17 protein-coding genes are annotated in these 16,284 nt (G+C 51.7%); 16 read left to right on the top strand and 1 reads right to left on the bottom strand.

Features of this window, described 5'->3' with window-relative positions; all coding sequences use genetic code 11:
- The first annotated feature begins 59 nt into the window (after window positions 1-59).
- Window positions 60-962 (top strand): sterol desaturase family protein, encoded by a 903-nt coding sequence (locus K0I63_RS14935; RefSeq protein WP_220081539.1) that lies wholly within the window; start codon window positions 60-62, stop codon window positions 960-962.
- Between the two features lie 189 nt (window positions 963-1,151).
- Here K0I63_RS14935 and K0I63_RS14930 read toward each other — a convergent pair whose 3' ends face one another.
- Window positions 1,152-2,357, bottom strand: coding sequence for a methyltransferase (locus K0I63_RS14930; RefSeq protein WP_220081538.1), 1,206 nt, complete (start codon window positions 2,355-2,357; stop codon window positions 1,152-1,154).
- A gap of 110 nt (window positions 2,358-2,467) precedes the next feature.
- Here K0I63_RS14930 and K0I63_RS14925 point away from each other — a divergent pair, with 110 nt between their 5' ends.
- From K0I63_RS14925 to dinB, 15 genes are all read left to right on the top strand, one after another.
- Window positions 2,468-3,115, top strand: coding sequence for an alpha-ketoglutarate-dependent dioxygenase AlkB family protein (locus tag K0I63_RS14925; RefSeq protein WP_220081537.1), 648 nt, complete (start codon window positions 2,468-2,470; stop codon window positions 3,113-3,115).
- Window positions 3,116-3,244: 129 nt separating this feature from the next.
- Window positions 3,245-3,748 (top strand): ACT domain-containing protein, encoded by a 504-nt coding sequence (locus K0I63_RS14920; RefSeq protein ID WP_011866681.1) that lies wholly within the window; start codon window positions 3,245-3,247, stop codon window positions 3,746-3,748.
- A 125-nt stretch (window positions 3,749-3,873) separates the two neighbouring features.
- Entirely contained in the window at window positions 3,874-4,173 is a 300-nt protein-coding gene (locus K0I63_RS14915; RefSeq protein ID WP_144203703.1) for a BolA family protein, read from the top strand.
- Window positions 4,174-4,447: 274 nt separating this feature from the next.
- Window positions 4,448-4,957: an S-ribosylhomocysteine lyase gene (gene luxS / locus K0I63_RS14910; protein ID WP_011866679.1), complete on the top strand. Its 510-nt coding sequence runs from the start codon at window positions 4,448-4,450 to the stop codon at window positions 4,955-4,957.
- 614 nt (window positions 4,958-5,571) lie between these two features.
- Window positions 5,572-6,906: a Na(+)-translocating NADH-quinone reductase subunit A gene (locus K0I63_RS14905; RefSeq protein ID WP_220083469.1), complete on the top strand. Its 1,335-nt coding sequence runs from the start codon at window positions 5,572-5,574 to the stop codon at window positions 6,904-6,906.
- Window positions 6,906-8,105, top strand: coding sequence for an NADH:ubiquinone reductase (Na(+)-transporting) subunit B (locus tag K0I63_RS14900; protein WP_144203705.1), 1,200 nt, complete (start codon window positions 6,906-6,908; stop codon window positions 8,103-8,105). The genes K0I63_RS14905 and K0I63_RS14900 overlap by 1 nt, the downstream gene beginning before the upstream one ends.
- The gene (locus K0I63_RS14895; protein ID WP_220081536.1) at window positions 8,098-8,892 is read left to right on the top strand and encodes a Na(+)-translocating NADH-quinone reductase subunit C; all 795 of its coding nucleotides are present in this window, start codon (window positions 8,098-8,100) and stop codon (window positions 8,890-8,892) included. Before K0I63_RS14900 ends, K0I63_RS14895 begins: the two co-directional genes overlap by 8 nt.
- Window positions 8,892-9,524: an NADH:ubiquinone reductase (Na(+)-transporting) subunit D gene (locus K0I63_RS14890; protein WP_041509074.1), complete on the top strand. Its 633-nt coding sequence runs from the start codon at window positions 8,892-8,894 to the stop codon at window positions 9,522-9,524. The genes K0I63_RS14895 and K0I63_RS14890 overlap by 1 nt, the downstream gene beginning before the upstream one ends.
- Before the next feature lie 5 nt (window positions 9,525-9,529).
- Complete coding sequence (gene nqrE, locus K0I63_RS14885; protein WP_011866674.1) at window positions 9,530-10,138, top strand: NADH:ubiquinone reductase (Na(+)-transporting) subunit E; 609 nt, start codon at window positions 9,530-9,532, stop codon at window positions 10,136-10,138.
- Between the two features lie 48 nt (window positions 10,139-10,186).
- Window positions 10,187-11,434, top strand: a complete 1,248-nt coding sequence (nqrF, locus tag K0I63_RS14880; protein ID WP_220081535.1) for an NADH:ubiquinone reductase (Na(+)-transporting) subunit F — start codon at window positions 10,187-10,189, stop codon at window positions 11,432-11,434.
- A 104-nt stretch (window positions 11,435-11,538) separates the two neighbouring features.
- Window positions 11,539-12,555 carry an FAD:protein FMN transferase gene (locus K0I63_RS14875; protein ID WP_220081534.1) on the top strand — a complete coding sequence of 339 codons (1,017 nt, stop codon included), beginning with the start codon at window positions 11,539-11,541 and terminating at the stop codon, window positions 12,553-12,555.
- A gap of 168 nt (window positions 12,556-12,723) precedes the next feature.
- Entirely contained in the window at window positions 12,724-12,948 is a 225-nt protein-coding gene (gene nqrM / locus K0I63_RS14870) for a (Na+)-NQR maturation NqrM (protein ID WP_011866671.1), read from the top strand.
- Between the two features lie 299 nt (window positions 12,949-13,247).
- Window positions 13,248-13,721 (top strand): bacterioferritin, encoded by a 474-nt coding sequence (gene bfr / locus K0I63_RS14865; protein ID WP_011866670.1) that lies wholly within the window; start codon window positions 13,248-13,250, stop codon window positions 13,719-13,721.
- Window positions 13,722-13,731: 10 nt separating this feature from the next.
- Entirely contained in the window at window positions 13,732-14,199 is a 468-nt protein-coding gene (gene bfr / locus K0I63_RS14860) for a bacterioferritin (protein ID WP_011866669.1), read from the top strand.
- 168 nt (window positions 14,200-14,367) lie between these two features.
- Window positions 14,368-15,447 carry a DNA polymerase IV gene (gene dinB, locus K0I63_RS14855; RefSeq protein WP_220081533.1) on the top strand — a complete coding sequence of 360 codons (1,080 nt, stop codon included), beginning with the start codon at window positions 14,368-14,370 and terminating at the stop codon, window positions 15,445-15,447.
- Window positions 15,448-16,284 lie beyond the last annotated feature (837 nt).

Here is a 16,284-nt window from a genome sequence, read left to right as displayed (position 1 = left end):
AGGGAATAACTTAGGAAATAACTTAGGAAATAACTTAGGGAATATAAAGGAATAATTAGATGGATTTTAATTCACTCATCGCGCACCCCGAGGTGCTGTTACTGGTGCTGGCGCCGCTGTTTTTTGTCTGTATCCTGGCCGAGTGGTATTTGGGGGACCGTCGTGGTCGTCTGCCCGATAATGCCCGCTATCATCTGCCCGAGGTGCTGTGTAACTTTACCCTGGCGGGCCTGCATCAGGGAGCAGATATTCTCACCGGGTTATTGATCGCCAAGCTGTATCTCTGGGCGTTCGACTGGCGCCTGCTGGATATTCAGATGGGGCTGGGCAGCTTTATCGCGCTTATCATTGCCCAGGACTTCTGTTACTACTGGTTCCACCGCGCCAGCCACAGGGTGCGCTGGATGTGGGCGGCCCACGTGGCGCACCACAGCTCGGAGCGCATGAACTTCAGCACCGCCTTCAGGCAGAGCCTGATGTACCCCTTTGCCGGCATGTGGATCTTCTGGCTGCCACTGGTGATGGTCGGCTTCGATCCTAACTGGGTGGTGTTTACCGTGCTGCTTAACCTGGGACTGCAGTTTTTCGTCCATACCCAGGCAATCAAGACCCTGGGGCCGCTGGAGTGGCTGTTTAACACCCCTTCCCATCACAGGGTGCATCATGGACGCAATCCCCAATATATCGATAAGAACTACGCCGGCGTGCTGATCATCTGGGATCGCCTGTTTGGCACCTATGTAAAGGAAGAGGAGACGGTGGAGTATGGCATCACCAAGCCGGTGAACAGCTTTAATCCCTTTGTCGTTACCTTTAGCGAGTGGAAGGCGATGTTTAGCGAGGCCTTCGCGCCTGGGCTAAGCTTTAAGCAGCGCCTTGCCCTGATGTTTGCGCCGCCAGCGGCACCCGAACAGCAAGATGAGATTGCTGATGGTGACCCCGAGCGTAAGCTTGCCTCCTAAAAGCAAGGTTAATAAAAGCAAGGTTAATAAAAGGAGCGCTTGGTCATCTAGGGGGGGAAGAAGCCTCTGACTAGCCGCTACGCTCCACTCATAAAAAACAGGGCCTAGGCCCTGTTTTTTGTGTCCGCACGTTAAGTTACGCGCTGGCCAAGTGAGGAGTTGGTCAGATTCGGTCTGCTGGCCGAACCATCAGCTTTGGTGGTCTGGCTCGTTCACATCTTTAGCCGGTTTAACCGGCTCTTTCGCTGACTTGATGGCCCGCAAGATCACAAACTTGCCGTTAGAGGCGGCCGTTTCGCAGTTCTTAAAGATCCGCTTGAGCTTCACGTGGTAACCCAGATGACGATTGCCCACCACCTGCAACATGCCGCCAGGCCTGAGTTGGTGAAAGGCGTCTAGAAACATCTGCCAGGCGATATGATCTGTAATAGCCTCGCCCTGATGAAAGGGGGGGTTACAGAGCACCAGATCCGGTTTCACCTCATCGCCCAGGTGGGTCAGGCAGTCATCCCAGTGAAAGTGGCCCTGTGGCAGTGGCTGCTCGGAATTGTCGAGCTTGTTCGTATGCCAGTTTTGTCTCGCCGAGGTGATGGCCATCTCTGAGTCATCCACGAAATGAACCTCAGCGTTTGGATAACACTGCTTGGCCCTCAGCCCCAGGATGCCGTTGCCGCAGCCGAGATCCACTATGGTGTCGAACTGTCCTTTGGGCAGATTGTCCAACATGATGCGGGCGCCAATATCCAGCTTGTTGGCGGCGAAGACATTGCTGAGGTTGCTGATGCTGAGGTTAAACTCCTTCACCGGCCAGTTCACCTCGCTCGGCAGGGCTCTTGGTTTACCGTCTGCGATACAGGTGATCACCCGGGTCTTCTTCCAGGCCAGGCTGGCGCTGGCAGGCCCCAGATGCTTGGCGATGGTCTCCAGCAGTGCCTTATTGATCGACTTGGCCTTGGCGCCAATATACACAGGGGTGTTGGGCGCCAGCGACTGAGACAGGCGCTGCAGCTGGTGGATAAAATAGTTGAGGTTCTTCGGCAGTTTCATCAGCACCAAGTTTAAGCCTTGGGGCGGCAGCTCGCGGCTGTTGAGCCAGGTGAGCTTGCTATCGCTTAGCCGATTAGCGTTGAAGTTTTGCAGCGTGCCTAGCTGACTCGTCTTAGCATCTGTCTCGACCCAGATAGGCCAGTCGGCCGCCTGGGCTGTGAGGGCGGCGCACAGGGCGCCGAAGTTGTCGTTAATGATGGCGGTGTTATCAGCCTTCTGCTCAATCTCCTTTAGGTGTTTTATCAGGTGCTCGTCCGCCGCGTCCCAGGCCTGCAGGTTAGAGACCTGATTGGCGGGATAACGGGAGAGACTCAGCTCGATATCGGCAACGGAGAATTGAGTTGTCATGGCTAGACTGCTACTTTGAAAATTGGGGCGGCGATTATCGCAGATTTGCTCCGCGAGGTATATGCCTGGCGATGTGTGAGTTAGGTGACTAGGCGAGTAGGAAGCGACAGATGCAACAGCAAGGGTTTGGGTTTGAAGATATTGGTCACGAGGCCAAAGATGAAGGGGCTGCGCAGCAACAGACTCCCAGGCCGCCTATTACCCTGATCCCGGGGTATCTCAATCAGGCTCAGCAAAGCGCCTTGATCGATGAGGCCGAGCACTACCCCTTCAGCCGACCAGAGCTCACGCTCTTTGGCCGCACCCATCCCATCCCCAGGAGTCAGGTTTGGTTTGGCGACGACGGCTGCGACTACCTCTATTCCGGCCTCTTCATTCGCGCCGAGCCCTGGCCCAAGTATGCCCTGCGCCTACGGCAGAAACTGCAGCGCGACTTTGGCCTGGTAAGCAATGGGGTGTTGGTCAATCACTATCGTGACGGTAGCGATACCATGGGCTGGCACAGCGATGATGAGGCCGAAATAGTGCCGGGCTCGGATATCGCCTCAGTGACACTCGGGGCCAGCCGCTCCTTCTTTTTGCGCCATACTCAGAGTAACATCAAGGTCGAGCTGATGCTCAATAGCGGCGATCTGCTGATCATGCACTGGCCCATGCAGTCGAGCTGGCAACATGCGCTGCCCAAACGAGCCAAGGTAACCCAGTCTAGGCTAAACTTGACCTATCGGCATTTAATTCCACACTTTTATCAGGGGTAAAGTGATCGCGCCGAGGCGGGAAGTGTAAGCTAGCTCTCACCTTTGCAGGGATGAAAGTTTTATTCTCATCGTGAGCAGGTGTGTCGCACAATGTCTGTGTGACCCTATAACCACCAGAAGGAGTTGCTTATGAATAAGATGTTCGTGACCACGGTAACGGGTATTGTCACCCCTGGGGTGGTGAAGGCGATGGCCAACCTGACCCGAGAGGCGGGTGGCGAGTGGTTAAGCAGCAAGGTGATCAAGATGGATGCCTGGTTTGCCGCCTTGATGAAGGTGGCGATCGCCGGGGATAAAGTCGCCTCACTGCAGGCCGATTTTGTACAGCAGTTCCCCGAACTTGTCTTTAGCTTCAGCGACATGGCCGAGGTATTGAGCGAACACACCCGCAGCCTAAGATTTAATGTGGACTGCTCAGACCGGCCCGGACTGACGCGGGAGATAGTCGATATCCTCTCTAACCTGGATCTCGAGGTGGAGCAGATGGAGTGCAATAGGGTCCATGTATCTACCCTGGGACAGACGGTATTCTCGGCCAAGTTGGCCGTATCTGTGCCCGATGAGATTAGCGGCGACAGCATTATCGAGCTGCTAGAAAACGTCTCCCAAGATGCCAGAGTCAGCCTGACCTAAGCTAGAGGCAAGGGCTGTGGGTTAAGTGATCGCCTGCGGAGTCTGGGTGATGGAGAGTTGATCTTTGCTGCCACTCACAGTACTCTGCGGCCACTTAAGTTTTCTATTCGATAGAGACGATAGCCATGTCAGTAAAACAGCAGATAATCGATACGCTCACCCAAGTCTTAGCCCCTGTGCATCTTGAGGTGATCAACGAGAGCGACAACCACCATGTGCCGCCAAATTCCGAGACCCATTTTAAGGTGATCGTCGCCAGCGCCGTATTCGAGGGCCAGCGTCTCATCGGTCGTCATCGAGCGGTTAACGAGGCGCTCAAGGCGCAGTTCGACGCCGGGCTGCATGCCCTGTCTATGCACACCTTTACGCCCGAAGAGTGGGACCAAGAGGTGCAGGTGCCTAACTCGCCTAAATGTAAGGGCTAAAAGCGTAACGGCTAAAGGTGTAAGGGCTCAACCCTAGCAACCGGCCCTAATGACCCATACGATTGCGCCAAACGAAGACCACAGTAGGTTAACGCCGCTGTGGTTTTTTGGTTTCTAGGCCTTGAGCTAAGTTCACTTTACTTTCCCCGGTACCTACCGCATATTGTGTAGGTCTATCGCGACGCAAGGGAACACCCTGTCGCCGTACGCCATACTGGTGCTCAGCATGTTGGCAAATAGATAGTTTGAGCATCACCATTTTGGGAGAATAATAATGCCGTTACTCGATAGCTTCACCGTAGATCATACCCGCATGAACGCCCCTGCCGTGCGCGTCGCCAAGACGATGACCACCCCAAAGGGCGATACCATTACCGTCTTCGATCTGCGTTTCTGCGTGCCCAACAAGGAGATCCTGAGCGAGCGCGGCATTCATACCCTGGAGCATCTCTTTGCCGGCTTTATGCGTGACCATCTCAACAGCGATCGTGTCGAGATCATCGATATCTCGCCCATGGGATGTCGCACCGGTTTCTACATGAGCCTCATCGGCACGCCGAAGGAGGCCGAAGTGGCCGAGTGTTGGTTGGCCGCCATGGAAGATGTGCTCAAGGTCAAGCAGCAGTCTGAGATCCCTGAGCTGAACGAATACCAGTGTGGTACCTATGAGATGCACTCTTTGGAGCAGGCCAAGGAGATCGCCAAGAACATCATCGCTGCCGGGGTGAATGTGAATCGCAACGATGACCTTAAGCTCAGCGATGAGATCCTAAAGGGTCTGTAACTTAACCTCGGAATTTGGCGTCATCAGAGTGCTAATCTGAGTGTTAATCTGAGTGATGATCTGAGTGCTAATCTGAGTGGTAAAATGTCATAAAAAGGAGCTTAGGCTGCTTTTTGGCTATCTGTATCGTCTTTTTAGCGGTCGGTGGCAGGGTGCGTCTGGCTCATGATGCTCAATTAGACGCCGACTTCTGCCTGAGTTTGGCTTATGTGGTGGTTAAACTTTAGTCGAACAGTCCGGCTTTTCGCCGATTTTTTATGCGTTAAAAACGGGCGAAAAAAAGCGCGTTTTAGGGGGCGATTTTGCTTCGCAAATCCATATAACCCTGCTAGGACAGGGGGCTAAATTAATTTCCGTTTACCTAAATCATAAAAATCTCTCGAACTGTGATCTACTCCTCACCTTAAAAATCCCCGCATCCCTTTTAAAACACCCGTATTTTTCATGGCGATAAGCAATTATTTACGGTAAAATGCGCCCGACCAGCGTGATTGCGATCGCATTTCTGTAATAAATCTGCGCTAGCTCAATGCGATAGCTGATGTTTGAAATCTATCTCATTTAGCAGGAACGCGACGCATTATCTTTCCTTCATAAACGTAGTGCTTGTGGATATGATTACAATAAAGAAAGGATTGGACCTGCCTATAACAGGCGGACCAGAGCAAGTTATCCATAATGGCCCAGCCATTAAACACGTAGCTACTTTGGGTGAAGAGTATATTGGCCTGCGCCCCACGATGAAGATCAAAGTGGGTGATAAAGTGCAGAAAGGTCAGGTGATTTTTGAAGACAAAAAGAATCCTGGCGTTAAATATACTGCTTTAGCCAGTGGCACCATCTCAGAAATTAACCGGGGCGCCCAGCGTGTTCTTCAGTCTGTCGTCATCGAAGTTGAGGGAGACGACAGCGTTTCTTTCGCTAAATACGATGCCGCAGCGTTAGACACCCTAGAGCCGCAACTCGTACGCGACAACCTGATCGAATCAGGTATGTGGCCTGCATTGCGCACGCGTCCTTTCAGCAAAGCACCTGCAGTTGACTCAACGCCTGCCGGTATTTTTGTGACCGCTATCGATACCCAACCGCTTGCTGCCGATCCTGCCGTTATCATTAACGAGCACAAGGAAGACTTTGCCAATGGCTTAAGAGTCCTTGCACGATTGACAGAAGGTAAGGTGTATCTGTGTAAGGCGCCAGGAGCCGATATTCCTGCGGCCAACGCACAAGTCGAAGAGTTTGCCGGTCCGCACCCTGCGGGTCTTGCTGGCACTCATATCCATTTTGTTCTGCCTGCATCGGCTAAGCGTACCGTTTGGCATGTTGGCTACCAAGATGTGATCGCAATCGGTCAACTATTTACTACTGGTGAGCTAAACACTCAGCGCGTGGTAGCGATTGCGGGTCCTAAGGCCCTTAAGCCTAGACTCGTACGCGCTCACAGTGGTGCTTCGATTGCCGAGCTTACTGCTGGCGAAGCTGCCCAAGGCGATGTACGCGTTATCGCAGGTTCAGTCCTTTCTGGTAAGACAGCAACTGGCCCACACGCCTACTTGGGACGTTTCTTTAACCAGGTTTCTCTACTTGAAGAAGGCCGCGAACAAGAATTTATCGGCTGGGCTATGCCTGGTGCCAACAAGTTCTCTATCACGCGCGCTTTCCTGGGTCACCTGTCACCGTCTCGTCTGTTTAACATGACGACCAGCACAGGGGGCTCAGACCGTGCCATGGTGCCTATCGGCAACTATGAGCGTGTTATGCCTCTCGACATTCTTCCTACCATGCTATTGCGTGACCTGGTGTCAGGCGATACCGACGGCGCAGCTGCCTTAGGCGCGTTAGAGTTAGACGAAGAAGATTTGGCACTATGTACTTTCGTATGTCCTGGTAAGTATGACTACGCGTCGTACCTACGCGACTGCCTAGATACGATTGTGAGGGAAGGCTAATGGGCTTGAAACAGTTTTTCAAAAGTATTGAACCCCAGTTTGAAAAGGGCGGGAAATACGAGAAATGGTATGCGCTGTTCGAAGCGGCATACACGGTATTTTATACCCCAGGTCACGTAAACAAGGGTCGTACCCATGTGCGTGATAACTTAGACCTGAAGCGTATGATGATTACGGTTTGGGCCTGTGCATTTCCTGCGATGTTCGTGGGTATGTATAACGTGGGTCTTCAGGCACAAGATGCCTTGCTGGCTGGTTTTGCGACGCCAGATACTTGGCAAACTGCATTGTTTGGCCTGTTCGGTACTGAGCTGACGGCTGACTCGGGTGTTGCTGCCCTGATGTGGTACGGCGCCTGTTGGTTCCTGCCTATCTACGCGGTGACCTTCGCCGTGGGTGGTATCTGGGAAGTCCTGTTTGCTACGGTACGTGGCCACGAAGTTAACGAAGGTTTCTTCGTTACCTCTATCCTGTTTGCCCTGACACTGCCGGCAACCATTCCTCTATGGATGGTGGCGCTGGGTATCACCTTCGGTGTGGTCGTGGCGAAAGAGATCTTCGGTGGTACCGGACGTAACTTCCTTAACCCAGCACTGGCCGGCCGTGCCTTCCTGTTCTTCGCTTACCCGCTAAACATGTCAGGCGACACCACTTGGGTGGTTGCAGACGGTTTTTCAGGTGCGACGGCGCTGAGCCAAGCGGCACAGGGCACTCTGGACTATGGCTTTAACCAAGCTTGGTGGGACGCCTTCCTAGGTTTCATCCCAGGTTCTGTTGGTGAAGTTTCTACCCTGGCGATTCTGCTAGGTGGTCTGGTCATCATCTATACCCGTATCGCGTCATGGCGCATCGTTGGCGGTGTGATGGTCGGTATGATTGCCGTCTCTCTACTGCTTAACGCTATCGGTAGCGATACCAACCCTATGTTTGCAATGCCTTGGTACTGGCACATGGTACTGGGTGGCTTTGCCTTCGGTATGATGTTCATGGCGACTGACCCAGTTTCTGCGTCTTTCACCAACCAAGCGAAGTGGGCGTACGGTATTTTGATTGGTGCTATGGCCGTATTCATCCGTGTCATTAACCCTGCTTTCCCAGAAGGTATGATGTTGGCCATCCTGTTTGCCAACCTATTTGCGCCGCTATTCGACCACTTCGTGGTTCAAGCGAATATCAAGCGGAGGATTGCTCGTGGCTAGTAATAAAGATTCGTTCGGTAGAACGCTGTTTGTTGTTGTTGGATTATGTTTTATCTGTTCGGTATTCGTTTCTACTGCGGCCGTACTGCTTAAGCCAACTCAACAAGAAAACAAATTGCTTGATAAGCAAAAGTACATTCTTGAAGCCGCTGGCCTGGTAGACACTAAGTCTGGTGAAGTCAGCAAGGCTGAGATCCTCAAGACTTACGACAAGTATGTAGAAGCTAAGCTGGTTGACCTTAAGTCTGGTGACTGGGTTGAAGGCAACGCCGACACATTCGATACAGAGAAAGCGGCTCGCACCCTAGAGACCTCTTTCAAGCCTGAGCACGACATCGCTTCTGTTAAGCGTGTGGCGAACAAGGGCGTGGTTTACCTGGTTCGTGATGACGCTGGCACATTACAGACTGTGATCATTCCGGTTAAAGGTTACGGCCTATGGTCAACCATGTACGCCTTCCTAGCCGTTGAGTCTGACCTGAACACAGTTCGCAGCTTGGTTTACTACGACTTTACCGGTTCGGGTGAAACTCCGGGCCTAGGTGGTGAAGTTCAGAACCCTAAGTGGATCGCCAAGTGGAAGGGTAAGAAGCTTTATGATGACCAAGGCAACCTGGCTATCAAAGTGACTAAGAACCCTGCCGTTGCAGAGAGTGTTCACGGTGTTGACGCACTATCGGGTGCAACACTGACCAGTAACGGTGTACAGCACTCACTGGATTTCTGGTTGGGTAAAGAAGGTTTTGCACGTTTTCTTGAAAAGGCGCGCAACGGAGGGCTTAGCTAATGGCTGACGCAAAAGAACTTAAACAGGTTCTGACTGGACCTATCATTAGTAACAACCCGATTGCGTTGCAGATCCTGGGTGTATGTAGTGCCTTGGCGGTAACCAGTAAGATGGAAACTGCCTTGGTAATGACCATCGCTCTGACTGCCGTAACGGCCTTGTCTAACTTGTTCATCTCTATGATACGTAACCACATTCCAAGCAGTGTGCGTATTATCGTTCAGATGACCATTATCGCTTCACTGGTGATCGTGGTTGACCAGGTACTGCAAGCTTACGCCTATGACGTGGCTAAGCAGCTGTCGGTATTCGTGGGTCTGATCATCACCAACTGTATCGTAATGGGTCGCGCCGAAGCTTACGCGATGAAGACGCCACCTATGATGAGCTTCATGGACGGTATCGGTAACGGTTTGGGTTATGGTGCCATCTTGTTATCAGTTGGCTTCGTGCGTGAATTGTTTGGTAACGGTTCGCTATTTGGTGTCGAGATTCTAAGCAAGATCTCTGACGGTGGCTGGTATCAGCCAAACGGTCTGCTCCTGCTGCCACCAAGTGCGTTCTTCCTGATTGCATCGTTGATCTGGATTATCCGTACCATCAAGCCAGAGCAAGTTGAAGCAAAAGGATAAGCGTAATGGAACATTATATTAGTCTATTAATCCGTTCTGTTTTCATTGAAAACATGGCGTTATCCTTCTTCCTTGGTATGTGTACCTTCTTGGCTGTGTCTAAGAAAGTCACCACGGCCATGGGCTTAGGTGTTGCCGTAATCGTGGTATTGGCAATTTCAGTACCTGTTAACCAAATCATCTATCAGGGTATTTTGGCACCGGGCGCCCTGGCCTGGGCTGGCGTACCCGATGCAGACCTGAGCTTCCTTAAGTTCATCACCTTTATCGGTGTGATCGCGGCGCTGGTTCAAATCCTTGAGATGGCATTGGATAAGTATTTCCCACCGCTATACAACGCGCTGGGGATCTTCCTACCGCTGATCACAGTAAACTGTGCGATTTTCGGTGCGGTTTCTTTCATGGTTGAGCGTGACTACAACCTGGGTGAAAGTTTAGTGTTTGGCATAGGTTCAGGTATCGGTTGGGCACTTGCAATTGTGCTGCTAGCTGGTATCCGTGAGAAGTTAAAATATGCTGATGTCCCTAATGGTCTGCGTGGTCTAGGTATTACCTTCGTGACTGCGGGTTTGATGGCGCTAGGTTTCATGTCGTTCTCAGGTGTGTCTCTGTAATAGAGACACCTTAACGGCTTCTGATTTTGAACCTTTAAGGATAAGTTAATGGGTATTATTGAATCTACTCCAATCGATGTATACCTCGGTGTGAGTATGTTTACAGCCATCGTACTGGTCTTGGTATTGGTGATTCTGTTCGCCAAATCAAAACTGGTTCCGAGTGGCGATATTACTATCGGCATCAACGAAGATGCAGATAAAGCAATTAAAACACCTGCGGGCGGCAAACTACTGGGCGCTCTGGCTGATAACGGTATCTTCGTATCGTCGGCTTGTGGTGGCGGTGGTTCTTGTGGCCAGTGTAAGGTGATCGTTAAGTCTGGCGGCGGTGATATTCTGCCAACAGAACTCGACCATATCTCAAAGGGCGATGCCCGTAACGGTTGTCGTCTCTCTTGTCAGGTGAACGTTAAGTCAGATATGGAGATCGAACTGGAAGAAGAGATCTTCGGTATCAAGAAGTGGGAATGTGAAGTTATCTCTAACGATAACAAGGCAACCTTCATTAAAGAGCTTAAGCTGGCTATCCCTGATGGCGAGTCTGTGCCTTTCCGTGCCGGTGGTTACATTCAGATCGAGGCGCCTGCGCACCATGTTAAGTACGCCGATTTCGACGTACCAGAAGAATATCGTGGTGACTGGGAGCACTTTGGCTTCTTCAAGCTGGAGTCTAAGGTAGACGAAGAGACAATCCGTGCGTACTCAATGGCGAACTATCCTGAAGAGGAAGGTATCATCATGCTGAACGTACGTATCGCGACACCGCCTCCACGTAACCTGTCTCTGCCTTGCGGTAAGATGTCTTCATACATCTGGAGCCTGAAGGCTGGCGACAAGGTGACTATCTCTGGCCCATTCGGTGAGTTCTTCGCGAAAGACACCGATGCCGAGATGGTATTCATCGGTGGTGGTGCAGGTATGGCACCAATGCGTTCACACATCTTCGACCAGCTCAAGCGTCTTAAGTCTAAGCGTAAGATGAGCTTCTGGTACGGTGCGCGTTCTAAGCGTGAGATGTTCTACGTTGAAGATTTCGATGGCCTGGCGGCCGAGAATGATAACTTCGTATGGCACGTGGCCCTGTCTGACCCACAACCCGAAGATAACTGGGATGGTTACACAGGCTTCATCCATAACGTACTGTATGAAAACTACCTACGTGACCACGAAGCGCCAGAAGATTGTGAGTTCTACATGTGTGGACCTCCAATGATGAACGCGGCGGTTATCGGCATGCTTAAAGATCTTGGCGTTGAAGATGAAAACATCCTGCTGGATGACTTCGGCGGCTAAGCAATCATTCTTGTGATATTATTGCCGTGATTATCGTGCTCCCTAAGGCGCTAATGGCCCTTAGGGAGTGTGTTACCGGGTTATCATTAAGGACAATGGTCAATATGTATAAGACCTTTATCAAGGGGTTAGTCCTGGCGGGACTAGCCTTTTTTATTTCGGCCTGTAGCCAACCTGTCAAGATGATTACTATGTCTGGACAGACCATGGGCACCACCTACCACATCAAATTTGTCGGCGATAAACAGATGCCCGACGAGCAGCTGCTTCAGGCGGAGATCGACCTGGCGCTTGAGCAGGTGAACGATCAGATGTCCACCTATCGTAAAGACTCTGAGCTGTCGCGCTTCAATCAGATGACGCTCGAATCTAGCCTGACGGTATCGCCAGACACGGCCAAGGTAGTGCAGACGGGTATCGACCTCTACCGTAAGACAGATGGTGCGCTGGACATCACCCTGGGCCCGCTGGTAAACCTCTGGGGCTTCGGTCCCGACAAGCGTCCGACTCGCGTGCCGAGCGCCGAGCTGATCGCCGAAACCAAGGCCAAGACGGGTATCGAGTATCTTAAGGTCGATGGCCTTAAGCTGAGCAAGACCAATCCTGCCCTGTATGTCGACCTTTCCTCCATCGCCAAGGGCTTTGGGGTCGACAAGGTGGCCAAGCTGCTGAGCAAGTATCAACCCAAAGGCTATCTGGTGGAGATAGGCGGCGAGATCAGCCTTTATGGCGTCAAGGCCGATGACAGCCCTTGGGTGATCGCCATAGAACAGCCCGACGAGGATGAGCGCGTGGTGCAGCAGCTGCTGGAGCCTGGCAACATCGCCATGGCGACTTCCGGCGACTATCGCAACTACTATGAGGAGGAGGGGCAACGCTTCACTCATATTATCGACCCGCGCAACGGCTACCCGATCGACCACAAGCTTGCCTCTGTGACCGTGCTGGCCAAGGAGAGCATGATCGCCGACGGTTACGCCACCGCCATGATGGTGCTGGGCACAGAGGCCTCGCTGGCGCTGGCCGAGCGTGAGCATCTGGCCATCATGTTGATCGAGAAGCAAGCGCAAGGTTTCAAGGTCTACTATAGCGATGCCTTTAAGCCCTACGTGGGTTTGTGATAGAATAGCGTCCATCGGTGCGCCGGCCCGCTCAATATAGTGGCTAGGCGCACTCTTAAATGCAGTCTTGCATGTCGGTTGATTAGCTAGCCTATGAGCTAGTCAACTAGTTAGCGAATGGTTAGACACATAAGCGAAATAGCCACTTATGTGTATCTGGAGTCAGTGATGAGCACTTTTTTAGCGGCTTTTGTGGTATTACTACTGTTTTTCGTTCTTATGTCTATCGGCTACCTGGTGAAGCAGAAGGCGGTTGCCGGCAGCTGCGGTGGTCTGGGTGCCCTGGGTATCGAGAAGGCCTGTGATTGTGACGATCCATGCGATAAGCGTAAGGCGAAGATGGCCGAAGAAGAGGCCCGTCGCGAGAAGCTGGCCAAAGATCGTATCATCTAGCCCACGCCTTTGAGGCGTCGCTACTAAAGGTCCCATTCGGGGCCTTTTTTGTTACCCCTGTTTTCATCACTCTTTACCTAGACTCGCCTCCACCTAGACTCGTCTCCTCCTTAGCGCCTTCCGCTTTGTATCGCCCTTAACACTCTGGATTTATTATCTTTAATCGCCTTGGTAATCAAAGCGCGAATGAGAACGATTTTCTTTGATAACTAATTGAAACTTAATGTTTATTTGTAATTGGGTGAAAATTGCTCTAGGCTTAAATATTGATTTAGATCAAATCTTACTAAGGAGATCAAATGAAGGGTCATCCGAACGTCATTCGTCAGTTAAACAAGATACTGACCTTCGAATTGACGGCCATCAACCAGTACTTCTTGCACGCACGCATGTACAAAAATTGGGGTCTGGAAGAGCTCAATGAGAAGTGCTACAAGAAGTCGATCAAAGATATGAAGCATGCCGACAAGCTGATCGAGCGGGTGCTGTTTCTCGAAGGCCTGCCTAATCTGCAACAGCTCGAGAAGCTGCGCATAGGTGAGAACCCGGAAGAGATGTTGCAATGCGACAAGACCATGCTCGAAGAGCAGTTGGTCGAGCTGCGCAGCGTGATCGCCCTGTGTGAGACGGAGCGAGACTATGTGAGCCGCGAGATCCTCGAAGACCTACTCGAAGACGAGGAGGAGTATCTGGACTGGATCGAGGCGCAGCAAGATCTGATTAAGATGACGGGCATTCAAAATTACCTGCAGTCGCAGATGGAATCTGAATAGGGAGAGAAGCATGAAAGGCAATCAGGAAGTGATCGACACCCTCAACAAGCTGCTCACCGGTGAGTTGTCGGCGATGGATCAATACTTTGTCCACGGCTTGATGTATGAAGATTGGGGGCTTAACGAGCTGCACGAGCGGATCTCTCACGAGTCTGACGATGAGCGCGAACATGCCAAGAAGCTGGTGCAGCGGATTCTGTTCCTCGAGGGCACACCAGATGTGGCCAGTCGCGAGGCGCTAAACATAGGTAAAGATCCCCAGGAGATGCTGCAGAATGATCTCAACTATGAGTATCAAGTAGCGGCCAACCTACGTGAAGCCATCGCCCTGTGTGAGGAAAAGCAGGATTACGTCTCCCGCGAGCTGTTAGAGGTCTTGCTGGAAGAGACTGAGTCTGATCACATGTACTGGCTAGAGAAGCAGCTGGGCCTCATCGACAAGATAGGTCTGCAGAACTACCTCCAGTCTAAAATGTAATAGACTGAGCCGATATAATGCATTAGCCATTCGGCGCCATGAAACAGAGATAAAGCCACCTTAGGGTGGCTTTTTGCTGCCTGTCGTCTGACAGCATAGCTGTCGTTCATCGCGAAGTGATTGAATACTGTTTAAATGTACAGTATTCTTGGCGATGGAGGTATTAAGGTGAAAAAGATTATTCATGTAGACATGGACTGCTTCTTTGCTGCGGTCGAGATGCGTGATTTTCCCGAGCTCAGGGGCAAGCCCATTGCCGTGGGCGGACGCAGCGATCGCCGCGGTGTCATCAGCACCTGTAACTACGAGGCGCGCAAGTTTGGCGTGCGCTCGGCCATGGCCTCCGCCTATGCCCTCAAGCTCTGCCCGGATCTCATCCTGGTGCCCGGCCGCATGTCTGTCTACAAGGAGGTGTCGGCGCAGATCCGTGAGGTGTTTGCCCGCTATACTGAGTTGATCGAGCCGTTGTCGCTTGATGAAGCCTATCTGGATGTCAGCGAATGCACCCAGCATCAGGGTTCGGCTACGCTGATCGCCGAGGCGATTCGCCGGGAGATCTTCGAGGTGACCGGGCTCACCGCCTCTGCCGGCATCGCGCCGGTGAAGTTTCTGGCCAAGATAGCCTCGGATCTCAATAAGCCCAACGGCCAGTATGTGATCACCCCGCAGATGATCCCCGAGTTTGTGAAGACACTGCCGCTGATTAAGATCCCCGGTGTCGGTAAGGTGACCGCCGCCAAGCTGGAAACCATGGGATTAATTACCTGCGCCGACGTGCAGGCCTGTAGCCGTCAGAGCCTGATGGAGCGCTTCGGTAAGTTTGGCGGGGTCTTGTATGACAGGGCGCAGGGGATAGACCCTCGCGGCATCTCGCCCCATAGGGAGCGTAAGTCTGTCGGTGTCGAGACCACCCTGGCCAAAGATATCTACACCTATGAGCAGTGCCAGGCGGTGATGCCCCAGCTTATTCAGGAGCTGTCCGGACGTATCAGTCGCAGCGCCAAGTCGCGTCGCATTCACAAGCAGGTGGTTAAGCTCAAGTTCGACGACTTTAAACAGACCACCATAGAGCAGCGCAGCGACGAGGTCTCGGTGAAGCTTTTTTACGACCTGCTTAAACAGGCGCTGGATCGCCGAGCGGGTAGAGGCATTCGTCTGCTGGGGGTGTCGGTCGGGCTCGAGAGTGAGGCTGTGGGGGCCGGGCTGGATGAGGAGGTGCATGGGGCGCAGATGGATCTCGGGTTTTAGCGTTAACCCTATTAACCCTATTAACCCTATTAACCTAATTTGGCTCGTAGTTTGGACGGTTATTGCGTCAAGTTAGATTTTTGAAGCTTTAACCTTCATGGCAATCTAACGCCTGCCCGGCGGGTGCAGTACATGGAGGTACCAATGTCGTGATCACATGGATGTGAAGGAACGACGTATGTGCAAGCACTCTTTTGACACGGTGAGTGAAGCGCAGCTTCGCGTTCGCGAACGAGAGGCATGGATGCCGAACTGGCATTTAAACACGGATGTTATTTGAATATGTCCCTATACGCTCCGCGGCGACGTCCTGCCGCCGAGGGTCAAAAGCCTGCTTACACCTGTATCTCTTATCTCTTCGATTTGACCTTTTTTATTTCCAATGGTTTGGCGCGAATTGGCTTTAACTCTTTGTAACAGCTCCGATGAGCTTGCTGGTTTGGGCCATCTATGAACCTGTTTTTCTCTCTCAATCATTGCGTTTTCCCTGGTGTAATAGAGCCAGATTTGCTTAAAAAACGAGCCCCTACAAGGGGTAGGGGTTTTTAGGGGAGCTATGGGGGTAGATGAATGATTCATCATCACCATCATGAATGTTACACAATCATTATAATAAATTTAAAAATTGGTAATGCGCTCCATATACTCGATTCTTACAGTCTTTGCTTATGTTTGTGGCCTGATGTACCGCGGGGGGAATAGGTGCTATGGCAATAAATATTGCAGTTAGTGCAGGACTCGGTAAGGAGGTGCGGCTGATTTCCACATCGCCAACATCCTAATAAATATAAAACGTAATAAAGGAAGGATAGGATGATGGAAAAATACATTAAACCC

It is taken from the genome of Shewanella rhizosphaerae (genome assembly GCF_019457655.1).
In the GTDB taxonomy this organism is placed as follows: domain Bacteria; phylum Pseudomonadota; class Gammaproteobacteria; order Enterobacterales; family Shewanellaceae; genus Shewanella; species Shewanella loihica.
This window is presented reverse-complemented; position numbering and strand designations above follow the sequence as displayed.

Coding starts and splice junctions, on each gene's coding strand:
- K0I63_RS14920 (WP_011866681.1), top strand. CDS start 3,245: ATGAATAAGATGTTCGTGACCACGGTAACGGGTATTGTCACCCCTGGG.
- bfr (WP_011866669.1), top strand. CDS start 13,732: ATGAAAGGCAATCAGGAAGTGATCGACACCCTCAACAAGCTGCTCACC.
- K0I63_RS14915 (WP_144203703.1), top strand. CDS start 3,874: ATGTCAGTAAAACAGCAGATAATCGATACGCTCACCCAAGTCTTAGCC.
- K0I63_RS14900 (WP_144203705.1), top strand. CDS start 6,906: ATGGGCTTGAAACAGTTTTTCAAAAGTATTGAACCCCAGTTTGAAAAG.
- K0I63_RS14930 (WP_220081538.1), bottom strand. CDS start 2,357: ATGACAACTCAATTCTCCGTTGCCGATATCGAGCTGAGTCTCTCCCGT.
- K0I63_RS14905 (WP_220083469.1), top strand. CDS start 5,572: ATGATTACAATAAAGAAAGGATTGGACCTGCCTATAACAGGCGGACCA.
- bfr (WP_011866670.1), top strand. CDS start 13,248: ATGAAGGGTCATCCGAACGTCATTCGTCAGTTAAACAAGATACTGACC.
- K0I63_RS14925 (WP_220081537.1), top strand. CDS start 2,468: ATGCAACAGCAAGGGTTTGGGTTTGAAGATATTGGTCACGAGGCCAAA.
- K0I63_RS14875 (WP_220081534.1), top strand. CDS start 11,539: ATGTATAAGACCTTTATCAAGGGGTTAGTCCTGGCGGGACTAGCCTTT.
- K0I63_RS14890 (WP_041509074.1), top strand. CDS start 8,892: ATGGCTGACGCAAAAGAACTTAAACAGGTTCTGACTGGACCTATCATT.
- luxS (WP_011866679.1), top strand. CDS start 4,448: ATGCCGTTACTCGATAGCTTCACCGTAGATCATACCCGCATGAACGCC.
- nqrF (WP_220081535.1), top strand. CDS start 10,187: ATGGGTATTATTGAATCTACTCCAATCGATGTATACCTCGGTGTGAGT.
- nqrE (WP_011866674.1), top strand. CDS start 9,530: ATGGAACATTATATTAGTCTATTAATCCGTTCTGTTTTCATTGAAAAC.
- K0I63_RS14935 (WP_220081539.1), top strand. CDS start 60: ATGGATTTTAATTCACTCATCGCGCACCCCGAGGTGCTGTTACTGGTG.
- nqrM (WP_011866671.1), top strand. CDS start 12,724: ATGAGCACTTTTTTAGCGGCTTTTGTGGTATTACTACTGTTTTTCGTT.